The following is an 11569-nucleotide window of genomic DNA, read 5'->3' as shown; positions in this document are numbered from 1 at the left end:
GCCAGGACCTGGGGGATCACCGGGCTGTGGGGTGGCCATGGCGGTGGCCAACGGGCTGCTGGTCGTGCTCCAGGGTGTCGGCTTCCACCGCCACAGCGCCAAGGTCGGCGCGGTCGCCGAGCGTCAGCAGCCCGGCCGGCGAGAGGTCGCGTGAACAGCGCTTCACCGATGGAGGCGGCTGGCCTTGACGGAGTACATCAGCGGGACGCGCGGCCGCCCTTCCGGCAGCCGGTAGCTCCCGCCGCGGGCTTGCAGGCTTGTGAAGCGCTGGAAGAGCGTGTGGTCGTGCTCGTGCAGGAAGTCGATGCGCAGCCCGGCCGCGGCCAGCGCGGAGATCACCTCGCCCAAGGCGTGCTGGAACTGGACGGAGGTGGTGTTCGCCAGCTCTTCGGAGCCGGTGTAGGTGTACGGCTGGTCCCAGATCTGCGGACCGCTCTTGAAGTAGTCGAACGTGACGGTCGATCCCGTGGCGTCGTCCAGCGTGTCGGCGAAGGGGTGGAACTCCGACAGGTACAGGAACCCGCCCGGCTTCAGCAGGGCGGCCACCACCTCGGCCCAGCGCCGCATGTCGGGCAGCCAGACGAGCGCGCCGATGCCGGTGTAGACGATGTCGTAGGCGCCACCCAGGGCGGTGGGCGCGTCGTAGACGTCCGCGGCGACGAAGCGCGCCTCCAGCCCGCACTCCTGCGCCAGTGCGGTGGCCGTCTCGATGGCCTTCTCCGACAGGTCGAGGCCGCTGACCTGCGCGCCTCGCCTGGCCCAGGAGAGGGTGTCGAGCCCGAAATGGCATTGCAGGTGAGCCAGTGACTTGCCGGTGACGTCCCCGACCTCTTCGATCTCGAAGTCCCGCAGCGAGTCCCTGCCCGCCTTGAAGCCGGGGACGTCGTAGAAGTCGCTGGCCACGTGGATGGATACGCGGTCGTTCCAGTTGGCACGGTTGACGGCCAGGTAGTCGATCTCGCTCATGGCCGTCGAGCTTAGGGTCGCCCGTGATGGTGACCCAACCGAATATCTCGGACAGCCGGCGCACCCCCGCGGAAGCCGGAGCCGGTCATGGGGGGCGCAGCCGTACACGACTGACGCAAAGTCAGGTGTCTTGCTGATATGAAAGCTCGTAGAGATGGCCGCCTTTAATGAGGATCGAAACTTCTACCGGCCGCCGAAAGTCGCTGTAGACGACACGAAATTGCCTGAATACCGGTACATCGGCTGGCAGGTCCAAGCCCTCGACCTCCTTCGTGGTGGGTTGCCGAACGGAAATGCGATCCTCAAAGTGCCGCTCCGGGAAGCCAAGGTCGGCCAGAGCCTGGGGTGCGCCACCGCGGATCTTTTTTCGGCCTTCCAGAGGACTTCCAGCAGCGATGGCAAGCGGATAGTACGACCAGGACAGCTCTACGGGTTCGCCGTCGTGCAGCAGCAGCCGATGCCGCATGATGACGCGGTCACCGCCTGGGACGGCGAGTGCCGTAGCAACATCATTCGGTGGTTCAACTTCGTCCACTTTGAGCAATTCATAGCTGTAGCCACGCGAGCCTGGGAACTTGTAGGCGGTGGCCTCCACGATGAATTGCTGCTTCTCTCGTACGAAAACGCCTTTACCGGCATGGCCGCGTACGAAGCCCTCATCCTTCAACGATTGAAGGGCTCGTTGGATCGTCGCGTTGGCTGCCTCGAATCGCCCAACGAGATGTGGTGTCGAAGGGAGTTGCTCGCCTGGCCTCAGCGCGCCGGACATGATTTCGGCTCGCAGCTCTGCGGCGATCTGCTGATGACGTGGACGTGGGTCCGGCCGCCTTGCCAAAGTCGTCAAGTCTCCTCGTGAATGATCATTTGGTAGCGTAGCTCCCGCCCGTCGGCGACCATCGTCATGACGGTGACCTCGATCGGCGCTCCCGTGTCCGTTCGCAATATCCTGGTGAGGACCAAGACCCAGTCTTCCTGCCGGATATCAAGAGCGTCTTGTTCGGCCTTGGTCGAGGGGCGTGCTGTAACGCGTTCCTCTGTGCTGTGGGGCCGGTAGCCGAGTTCGGCCAGCGCGGTGAGCGCCCCACCCCGAATCTTCCGCTCCTCGGCCAGTCGCGTGTTGCGAGCAATCACCCCCGGATAGTAGGAGTCGGCAAGTTCTGTCGGCCGCCCATCCAGGAGTACCAGCCGTCGTCGGATTACGGCTGTGTCTTCTGGGCCGAAGCCGAGGATGTCAGCCACCTCGCGCGGCGGACGAGCCTCCTCCACCCCGCGTAGTTGATTCGTGCCGACATGACCATGCGCGGCGGCCTCCTCCGTCCAGGCGTCGGATTCTCCAGGGCGGCGCGGCCTTAGGTAAGGGATGGAAACGCTGGCCCAGCCTGTGTCTGACATGTGCTCCTCCATCGCCATGAAAGGGGCCCATCGGCATGCCACCGTACCGGCTCTACCTGGCGCCTCGATCAAAGAGTACTCACATCACTTCACTCGAACGCCTTGCTGCCTTTCGGGAATGGCATTATGGTTGTGGCTACGAAGTGTTGAGGCTACGTCACAGGGTTGAACGTTGTCTGCAGCACTCCAGACAAGGTCGGGCCCGCTCGGCGGTTGCGACCACCGGGACGGGCCTTGATCAGGAAGTGAGCCGTGACCCATGGAGAACCTTGGATCGTCACCGAGACGGCGAACCGCAACCGCCATGATCGAGGTTCTCGAGCCGCCGCCTGCCTGACGAGCAGCATGGCCGCGCTCTGCAATCCACCCACCGCCAGGAGAGCCCCGAATGGACCTCATCATTCTCGCCATGCTGCAGAAACACCCATGGGTCCCCCGCTGCGAGATGCCCCCGGATGAGACAGATCCCGCTCAGCAGAGACCCGCACGCCCGACCAATGCGTCGGAGAGGAGGCGGAACCCGGCCCCGAGCCGCCAGACGACCGTTCGTGACCACCCGTGATGGGAGTTTCATGTCCACCCAGACGACCGACCGGCCAGCGGCCGACGTCGCCCCTCGCGAGCTGATCCCTACCCCTGTATTCCACCGGCTCGTGACGCGCATCGCCGACGAGCACGACCTCACCCGCGAGTACGCCGAGCGCATCATGGAGCAGACACTCGGATTCCTGTACGCCTGCGCGCTCAACCCCGACCGAGCGCTGTCCCCCTCCCAGCAGGTGGATATCGGCTGGCACACTTTCATCCTGCACACCCGTGCCTACGTCACCTTCTGCCAGAGCATCGCCGGGTGGTTCATCCACCATGCACCCGATGAACCCGGCAGCCTGGATCCAGCCGCCCGCCTCGAACGGATCGGCGCGACCATCGCCGCTATGCGCGCGGCCGGCCTGCCGGTGGACATGGATCTGTGGCAGGCCAAAGCCGAGTGCAGCCAGTGCTACGCCGGCTGCGCCGACGATCCCAGCCCCGCCACCAGCCCGGCAGGAGGATCCGCGTCATGACCCGACCTCAATGGGAAGAACTGCCCGAGGTCGTCCGCGACGCCGTCCAGACCGAGTGTGGGCCAGTCCTCAAGACCGAGTCGGCAGCCAGCGGCATCATGCCCGGCCTGGCCGCCTGCCTGCACACCGAAGACGGCACCCGCGTATTCCTCAAAGCCATCCCGACCAGCCACCCAGCCGAGGCACTGCACGTACGTGAGCAGTGGGCGGCGCATGCGCTGCCAGCGGAGGTGCCCGCCCCGCCTCTGCTGTGGAGCACCACGCTCAAGGGCTGGCACGTCATGATGTTCGAGTACGTCAACGACAGCGCCCACGAAGCGGACCTGTCACCCGGCTCTCCCGATCTGCAGCCCGTGCTCGACACGCTGGCCCTGCTTGGCGACCTGCTCACCCCGTGCCCAGGGGGAGCGGAACCGGTCGCCGTCCACATCGCCCCCCTGCAGGCCAAGGGCCGCCGCCTGCTCAACAACGACTCCCTCGACCTGGCCGACCGCTACCTGTACGGCAGGGCGCTCGACCGGTTCCACATGCGACCGCTATTCGGCAAGACCCTCCTGCACTACGACCTGAGCGCAGGCAACCTGCTGGTGACCGGCACCGGGATCAAGGTGGTGGACTGGGCGTTCGCCGTCTCAGGCGCGGCCTGGGTCGAGGCCGCCATGTTCGCCCCACGCCTGGTGCAGGCCGGACACACGCCCGAGCAGGTCGACCGGTTCCTGTCCACGGTTCCCGCATGGCAGGCCGCGTCCAACGACGCCGTGACCGGACTGGCCGCCCTGTGGACCCTGTTCCGGATCTACAAGGCCAAATACGGGCCGAACGAGCACCGACGGGCGCGCGCCGAGGCCGCCGCGGCGGGCCGCGCCTGGCTCAATTATCGGATGAACACCGCCTGATCTTCCTCGGCCGTGGCCCCACCAGGCCCGTACAGCCACGGCACCCTCGCCTCGGTTCCCCTGCCCGGGCCGAGGCGAATATGCCGTGGGGCTGCGCGGCGAGTCGCAGCCCCACGGCCGTTCGCCGACCTTCCGGCCCCTCAGGGCGAAACAGCGGATGTCGTCAAGCGTGATCACAGCCGGAATCCTTCGCACCGGAGGCAGCCGGGCTTCGGGTCAGCGCGCCACGCGCACTCCACCCCGTCCACCAACAGTTCCTCGTGCTCCACATACGTCGAAGGCGCCGTCGGCAGCAGGGAGCGCACCTCGGCCACCGCCTGTCGCTCCTCCCCCCGCGAAGTGACCGCCCCCGAGGTGAGCTCGCCGACCAGCGGCAGATCGAGCAGCTCGGACAGGGCCTCCGCCAGAGCGTACGGAGCCAGCACGAGAGGCCGCTTCGCGACGCGCACCACCGTGATCGTGCCTCTCAATCTTCTCGCGTTCTTCGCTCCTGCGCCATGCTTGCTGAAGGTATGACCAAAGTCGAATCACCATACCGGTCAAAGACAATTACGCGGGTCAATAAATCTATCCGGCACGCCCTCTCCCTCCACATTTATCAAGCGCGCTATATCGTCACCTCTTGGAGTCGTAGCAAGCCATATATCCGTCAACCCGAGGATCCATCCTCTTGCCTCACATTCGACCCGGATGCGATCCACAGCCTGGCCAGGCTCCAGGTCCCAGGCTTCAAATCCGGAATCTCCCATATTTCCTGCAACCACCAGTCCGTTGCCAATAAGAATCTCCAATGTCGCCATTGTGATACTTCTTGCATTGAACTGATCTGTTCTCGACAGGACCGACGCACGATGGAGGACATGGCCCAGCGTAACCCAGTCATCAAGCCCCTCATCCAGGACTTCCGCCATCAGAGAACGGACTTCATCGTTCAATGGACATGCACCTTGAGTTGACTTCCATCGGAGAGAGTTCTCCAGGATTCTGACCCCATCGCTTCGCGTCAGCCGGAGAGCAACACCAACACCGCCCAGCCGTCGAGCGGTCACATCATTTGAAGGACTGCCTGCTTCCCCGGGTCGTGGGCACGGACCGCACCACCACTCCCATCCCGACGTCGGTTGCGGCGGACACGCCCACGAAGGACTCAAGCCTGGGGTTGCGCCGTACCCCGCTAAGACCGCTCGGGGCCAGCGCAACCCGGGCGTTCGAGAGACGTGACGCGTACGGTGCTCAGGCCAGAGCTCGGGCGGGCGTGAGCACCGTACGTGGTGACCGAAGGTGCGAAGAAGCCAGTCACGAGGGCGCCGTCACGGCGGTGCGGCGGTGAGGCTGGTAAGCGTCTCCCTGGAGGGCCGGCCGCCCGCGTCGGTGGGTGGTGCCCACCGTGCGCAGCCGTAAAATCGGAAGGTTTTCGGCCCTCGAAGAGGGCCGTCAGGACAGGTCGGCCTCCGCCAGCAGGAGTGGCACCGCTTCAGGGTCGCGGAGGAGGGCGGCGACGGCGAGCCGGTCGTTCCACTGGCCCGTGGCCCAGGCCAGCCCTCTGGCCAGCCCGTCCACCCCCGTGCAGTGGACGGCGCCCTCGAAGAAGCGCCACGCGCACTCCACCCCGTCCACCAGCAGCTTCTCGTGCTCCACATACGTCGAAGGCGCCGTCGGCAGCAGGGAGCGCACCTCGGCGGGCACCTGCCGCACCTCTCCCTGCGAAGTGACCGCCCCCGAGGTCAGCTCGCCGGCCAGCGGCAGGTCGAGCAGCTCGGACAGGGCCTCCGCCAGATCGTACGGAGCCAGCACGAGAGGCCGGTCCGCGACGAGCTGCAGCAGGTCGGGCGCCTCCACGACCACCGCGTCCTCGGCCGCGGCCACCACGATGTCGCCGCGCAGCACCGAACGCACCCGGGACGGCGGCGCCACCCGCGACGGGTCGACGCCGGCCAGTGCCACCCACAGCGCCCGCAGCTGGGCCCGGTCCACCTCGATCGACGAGTCGGCCATCAGGTCCAGGAGCTCCTCAGGGCCACCGTGAGAGGCCAGCAGCTCGGTCAGCGTGGTCCGGGCGCCCAGCAACGACAGCGCGCCTTCGTCGAGCCCTGCGGGCGCGTCGGTGTACAGGCCCTGGAGCAGTGGGTCGGCTCCCGGGAGCCGCAGCTCCAGCGGCTTGCGCCCGCCGAGCACCGGATGGTTGGCCAGCCACCACGCCGTGTAGGACGGGACCTCCATGCCCTCGACGCGCAGCGGGTGGAGGGCGGAGCGCAGCGGCGGCGTGGTGAGCAGCTTCAGCGCAGCCGGCCAGTCGGCCACCAGCTCCAGGTCCCGCACCGCCGTGAACTCGGGGATCAGGGGCGGCACGTCCAGCTCGGGCAGCAGGTCGAGAACGTGGTCGAGCCAGTCGTCCTCGCCGTCGAGATCGTGGTCGCACTCGTCGTTGTCGAGCAGCACGTCGGCGTCGTGGACCACGGCGAACCCGTCGAGCACACCCACCGCGGCCAGCACCCGTGCGCCGTAGGTCTCCTCCAGCTCGGGCGCGGCCACCCCGAGGTGGGTGTCGGGCTCCAGCACCGCCGCCAGCGCCCCGTCGGCCAGCATGAGCTCACCGGCCGGGTAGAGCTCGCCGTCGGTGCCGCGCAGCGCCAGCTCGGCCAGCCACGGCGCCTCGCCGGGCGCCAGCCCCGCGGCCTCGACGAGGGACAGCACGGCCCGCGCCACGGGCTCAGGGTCCGGGCTGTCGAGCGATTGCGAGACGGCGGCCTTGGTCAGCGGGTCTTCGAGGATGGTCCTGGGCGTGGCCTCGGCGGCGCCCAGCCGGAGCAGCGCGGGATGGGCGGCGTCGGGGTGCACGATGCGCAGGCCGAGCGGCGTCAGGTCCAGCTCGGCCCCGCCGTCGGTCACGATGAGCGTGCCGCGCGGCCCGCGTACGAGGCGCCCGTCGGTCAGCGGCACCGGCAGCGCGCCCAGCGACTCGGGGTCGTCGGCGGGCAGCACGCCGTAGAGCGAGTGCCACCACGACGGCTCACGCGCCTCCACGGCGTCGCCGGACAGCAGATCGACCACGTCGACCAGCTCCACCCTGCGCACGCCCAGAGAGGCCATGGCCGGATGCCTGGGCGGCCACCCGGCGGGCAGCAGCCCGGGCACGAAGTCGGCGATCGTCGCGAGGAGCTCCGCCGAGCCCGCCGCCACCACGGCCGCCTCCCGGCCCGCGACCACCCAGCCGTCGCCCTCGGACTCGCGCGCCGGGTGCTCGATGAACCACTCCGCGTCCGGCTCGTAGACCTCGGCGTCGGCGAACGACGGAGTGCGTACGGCGGGGGCGGGCGCCGACAGCGCGGGCAGCAGCGGCGTGCCCGGCAGCCGGTCCAGCACGGCCCGGCGGATCTTGGCGTCGAGCTCGCCCTTGCCCATGAGCGAGGGCACCAGGTCGAGCAGCTTGGAGGTGCGCGGCAGCTCCCGCAGCAGCCGGACGTAGGCGTCGGCGGCCCGCTCGACCAGGAAGTCGGTCAGCGGCCCCTTGGCGACGTGCCGCCGGTCGGTGGCCATCGGGAACGACGCGATCAGCAGCGCGGGCAGGTCGATCGGCTCGTCGCTGGGCGTGGGCGCGTGCACGACGGGCGGCACCGTGGCCGGCAGCGGCCCCGGCTCCCCGGTGCCCGTGACCGGCACCGCCCAGCGCAGCGCCCAGTAGGGGCGGGCGCGCTCCTCGGTGGGCCGGTCGGCGAAGAGCCTGCCCACCTCGTCGGGGCCGAACTCGCCGGACTCCGACACCACGTGCCACCCGTCGGCGATCACGTTGCGGATCGACCCGTCGAGGTCGATCTCGATGGCCTCGAGCGCGGGCAGGCCGAGCAGCAGCGCGGGGCTGGTCTCGGCCAGCATGCGGCGGACCGCCTCGACGCAGGCCTGGTCACGCAGCGGGAGGCGGACGAGCGTGTCGAACCCCTCGGGGATGTCGACGAGTGGCGGCTCCTCGAACGGCAGCCTGAGCAGCGGTACGTGCCCCGAGCGGTCGGCCAGCTCGCCCGCGAGCGCGGGGACCTCGGCGACCAGCGCCGCGGTCTCCGTACGGGACCAGCGGACCGCGCCGGTGCTGCGCGAGCCGATCGAGGGCGCGTCGCAGACCGAGACGACCGCCGCGAATCCGACGCCGAACCGGCCCGCCGCGCCGGCCTCGTCCCGCTTGCCGGAGGCGCGCAGCGTGGACAGGCTCTCCACGCCGGTGGCGTCGAGCGGGGCACCGGTGTTGGCGGCCGTCAGCACGTCGCCTCGCAGCGTCAGCCGCAGCACCCCTGGCACGCCCGCACGCAGCGCCGCGTCCGCGGCGTTCTGCGCGAGCTCGACGATCAGCCGGTCGCGGTAGCCGCCGAGGGCGAAGTCCTCTTCGGCGTTGGCGTCCTCGCGGAACCTGGCGGGCGAGGCCGTCCATGCGGCGAGGACGGCCGCTCGCATCCGGTCACAGCCAAAGGTGTCGGTCATCGGTCACGATCCCGGTGTTGAGGAGAGGGGGCCAGGGTAGGTTAGCGGCCCTGGCCGACAGGAAGCCCCGCGCAACGGACCTCCCGACGCCGCACGCCCGGCCGGGGCCGGGGCAGTGACGCGCCCGACGGACACCGCGCCACCACGCCCACACCCGCCCGGGGCCGGGGCAGTGACGCGCCCGACGGACCCCACGCCACCACGCCCGCGTGCGGCCGGGGCCGGGGCGGCGCTCCGCTCAGTGGAACGTCTCACCGGCTCCGGCGCTCACGATCAGGAATGGCCGAACTCCTCCGAGGCGGATTCGTCGACCGAGCCCGCCTCTTCCGCCAGCGAGCCCGCCTCCTCCTCCATCAGGTCGTAACCCAGGTCGTCGAGGATCGGGATGGCCTGCTCCACGGGCGGCGGCAGGACCGCGGCCTCGGAATGGGCGCCGCAGCCGTGGTCGGCGGCGACGACCTTGCCGTCGTCCGGCGCGTATTCGTTGGCGCAGACCCCGAACGACAGCCGGAGCTCACCTGCGAGCAACCAGTAGAAGCCGCAGGTGGAACACTGCGCGGGAGCGGCGTGTGCGATCGGAGTATGCGGCCCGTGCTCGCCCGCGTGCCAGCGCCTGGCAGCCCGGTCTCTGCCGATGGCCGAGAGCACACGGGCTCGGCCCAGGCCGTACTCGAAAACCATCTGACGATCGGTGTCGTCGAGGACCTCGGTGAAGCCCGGCGCGAGCCTGTCGTCGTCCTCGGGACTCGGCAGCAGGTCGCCGACGCCGAGATCACCGGGGCGCAGGCGCTCGCTCCACGGCAGCCACTCGGGCGCCAGCAGCGCGCCGGCGCCGGGTAGCAGGACGGCCTCGCTGACCGTGACCTTCTTGGCGCGCGAGGCGCGGGTGACCGTGATGGCCCACCGCCAGCCGCGGTAGGCCCGGTCGAGGCAGGCGAAGTAGTGAGTGACGATCCGATCGCCCTCACTTTCGAAGCCGAGGTGCTCACCGGGCTCGCCCGGCCGCGCGAGCTCCTCGGCCGCGGCGCGCGCCAGATCGACCGCGGCCGCGCAGGCCTGGTCGGGAGCGGGGACGCGGGCCCTGGTGCGGCTCATCGGGCCGCCTCCGCCGAAAGGTGCTGTTCGCTCACACTTCATTCTCACCCATGACTGGACCTGGACGGTCCCAGAACTGGGTATCCCACTCCGAGTACGCAGACGAATCGGGTAAGACTGGTAGGCGTGGAGGGTGGCTGGGAGCGGGCACGTGAGATCACGCGCCGCGTGGGGCGCGGAGTCGCCGACGCGGGCCGCGCGACTGTGCGCGCCGGAAAGGCCACGGCGAGCGGGACCGCGCGGGCGGGCAAAGCCACCGCGAAAGGTGCCCAAAAAGTCGGCAAGGCCACCCGCCGGCTCACATACGCCAACGGCGCGGGCCGCACCGGGCTCGGCCGGCTGATCGAGCTGTCGGCGGGCAACAGCGCGAGCGACGCGCTGGTCACGGTGGCACTGGCGAGCACGGTGTTCTTCGGCGTGCCGGTCGGCGAGGCCCGCGGCTCGGTGGCTCTCTACCTGGTCATCACGATGCTGCCGTTCGGGCTGCTGGCGCCGTTCGTGGGGCCGATTCTCGACAGGTTCAGGTCGGGCCGCCGCTACGTGATGGCGGGCACGCTGTTCGGCCGGGGCCTGCTGTGCTTCGCGATGGCCGCCGCGGTCGGGCCGGGCGACCTGCCGACGCTGTTCATCGGGGCGCTGGGCGTGCTGGTGCTGTCGAAGGCGTTCAACGTGTCACGGGCGGCGATCATGCCGAGTGTGCTGCCCGCCGACATCACGCTGGTGTCGGCGAACGCGCGGGTGGCCCTGTTCACGCTGGTCTCCGCCGGGGTCGCGGTGCCCGTCGGCGCGGGCCTGACCGCGTGGCTGGGCAGCGCGGCGGTGCTGCGCCTGGCGATGGTGGCCTTCTTGCTGCTCGGGGTCGTCGCGGTACGCCTGCCGCGCCACGTCGACTCCCCCGACCTGGAGGAGGAGGGCGCGGCGCCGCGCTGGCGCACCCTGCTCAAGGTGGGCCCGGCGGTCGCCGAGGCCGTCTGGGCCAACGTGGCCATCCGGGTCTACTCCGGGTTCCTGCTGTTCTTCCTGCTGTTCCTGGTGCAGGACAAGGCGGTGCCGTGGCTGGCGGTGAACCAGTCGTGGGCGCAGGACCCCTTCTTCGACATCCCCAAGACGATCGCGTTGCTCGCGGCCGCGGCCGGGCTGGGCGGCCTGATCGGCGCCGCGGTGGCCAACTGGACGCGCAACCACGCGCCGCAGCTCATCGTGCTGGTCACGCTGGCCGTGACGAGCGTGACGACCGTCGTGACCGCGATCTTCTTCGGCCTGTGGGCCGCGCTGGCGATCTCGCTGATCACGGCCTTCGCGCAGGAGCTGGGCAAGCTCGCGCTCGACGCGATCGTGCAGCGGGAGATCGGCGAGGAGGTGCGCTCGTCCACGTTCGGCGTGGTCGAGGCGATGCTCCAGCTCGCCTGGGTGTTCGGCGGTCTGGTCGGGCTGGTGCTCTCGCTCACGCAGAGCAGCATGGGCGGGCTGGTGACGCTGGCCGTCGTCTTGACCGCCGCGCTCGGCTGGCTGCTGGTCGCCAGGGCGAAGCGCGTCCGCGCCGCCAACGCCAAACTGGCCCGGCGGCGCGCCGAGGCGAGCGAGCAGGAGCGGGCCGAGCCGAGCGAGCCCGGCCCGCACCGGAGCGACACCCTCGACTCCACGAAACCGCTGACCAACCCGCACGGGTGACCAGCCCGCCGTGCG

At 69.7% G+C, this 11569-nt stretch carries 10 protein-coding genes; 3 read left to right on the top strand and 7 right to left on the bottom strand.

Annotation, left to right across the window (positions count from 1 at the left end; translation table 11 throughout):
- Positions 1 to 162 precede the first annotated feature (162 nt).
- The 3 genes from ACTMTI_RS35650 to ACTMTI_RS35640 all read right to left on the bottom strand — a co-directional run bounded on the left by ACTMTI_RS35650 (position 163) and on the right by ACTMTI_RS35640 (position 2358).
- A complete protein-coding gene (locus tag ACTMTI_RS35650; protein WP_441125084.1) occupies positions 163 to 966 on the bottom strand; it encodes a class I SAM-dependent methyltransferase in 804 nt (267 codons plus the stop codon).
- A gap of 121 nt (positions 967 to 1087) precedes the next feature.
- A complete protein-coding gene (locus ACTMTI_RS35645; protein ID WP_441125083.1) occupies positions 1088 to 1810 on the bottom strand; it encodes a GntR family transcriptional regulator in 723 nt (240 codons plus the stop codon).
- A complete protein-coding gene (locus tag ACTMTI_RS35640) occupies positions 1807 to 2358 on the bottom strand; it encodes a GntR family transcriptional regulator (protein ID WP_441125082.1) in 552 nt (183 codons plus the stop codon). The genes ACTMTI_RS35645 and ACTMTI_RS35640 overlap by 4 nt, the downstream gene beginning before the upstream one ends.
- Before the next feature lie 572 nt (positions 2359 to 2930).
- On the opposite strand from ACTMTI_RS35640, the gene ACTMTI_RS35635 reads away from it, so the two are divergent.
- Together ACTMTI_RS35635 and ACTMTI_RS35630 are read left to right on the top strand one after the other, a co-directional pair.
- The gene (locus tag ACTMTI_RS35635; protein ID WP_441125081.1) at positions 2931 to 3422 is read left to right on the top strand and encodes a glycine-rich domain-containing protein; all 492 of its coding nucleotides are present in this window, start codon (positions 2931 to 2933) and stop codon (positions 3420 to 3422) included.
- Positions 3419 to 4318: a phosphotransferase family protein gene (locus ACTMTI_RS35630; protein ID WP_441125080.1), complete on the top strand. Its 900-nt coding sequence runs from the start codon at positions 3419 to 3421 to the stop codon at positions 4316 to 4318. The genes ACTMTI_RS35635 and ACTMTI_RS35630 overlap by 4 nt, the downstream gene beginning before the upstream one ends.
- Positions 4319 to 4491: 173 nt before the next feature.
- On the opposite strand, the gene ACTMTI_RS35625 is transcribed toward ACTMTI_RS35630, so the two are convergent.
- The 4 genes from ACTMTI_RS35625 to ACTMTI_RS35610 form a co-directional block, all read right to left on the bottom strand.
- Positions 4492 to 4767 (bottom strand): hypothetical protein, encoded by a 276-nt coding sequence (locus ACTMTI_RS35625; RefSeq protein ID WP_441125079.1) that lies wholly within the window; start codon positions 4765 to 4767, stop codon positions 4492 to 4494.
- A 90-nt stretch (positions 4768 to 4857) separates the two neighbouring features.
- Entirely contained in the window at positions 4858 to 5253 is a 396-nt protein-coding gene (locus tag ACTMTI_RS35620) for a hypothetical protein (protein WP_441125078.1), read from the bottom strand.
- A gap of 499 nt (positions 5254 to 5752) precedes the next feature.
- A complete protein-coding gene (locus ACTMTI_RS35615) occupies positions 5753 to 8788 on the bottom strand; it encodes a sacsin N-terminal ATP-binding-like domain-containing protein (RefSeq protein ID WP_441125077.1) in 3036 nt (1011 codons plus the stop codon).
- Positions 8789 to 9061: 273 nt separating this feature from the next.
- A complete protein-coding gene (locus ACTMTI_RS35610; protein ID WP_441125076.1) occupies positions 9062 to 9883 on the bottom strand; it encodes a DUF3027 domain-containing protein in 822 nt (273 codons plus the stop codon).
- 126 nt (positions 9884 to 10009) lie between these two features.
- Here ACTMTI_RS35610 and ACTMTI_RS35605 point away from each other — a divergent pair, with 126 nt between their 5' ends.
- Complete coding sequence (locus tag ACTMTI_RS35605; protein WP_441125075.1) at positions 10010 to 11554, top strand: MFS transporter; 1545 nt, start codon at positions 10010 to 10012, stop codon at positions 11552 to 11554.
- Positions 11555 to 11569 lie beyond the last annotated feature (15 nt).

The sequence above is a fragment of the Nonomuraea sp. H19 genome (assembly GCF_052068215.1).
In the GTDB taxonomy this organism is placed as follows: domain Bacteria; phylum Actinomycetota; class Actinomycetes; order Streptosporangiales; family Streptosporangiaceae; genus Nonomuraea.
The sequence above is the reverse complement of the archived record's forward strand: the minus strand, read 5'-3'. Positions and strand labels throughout refer to the sequence as shown.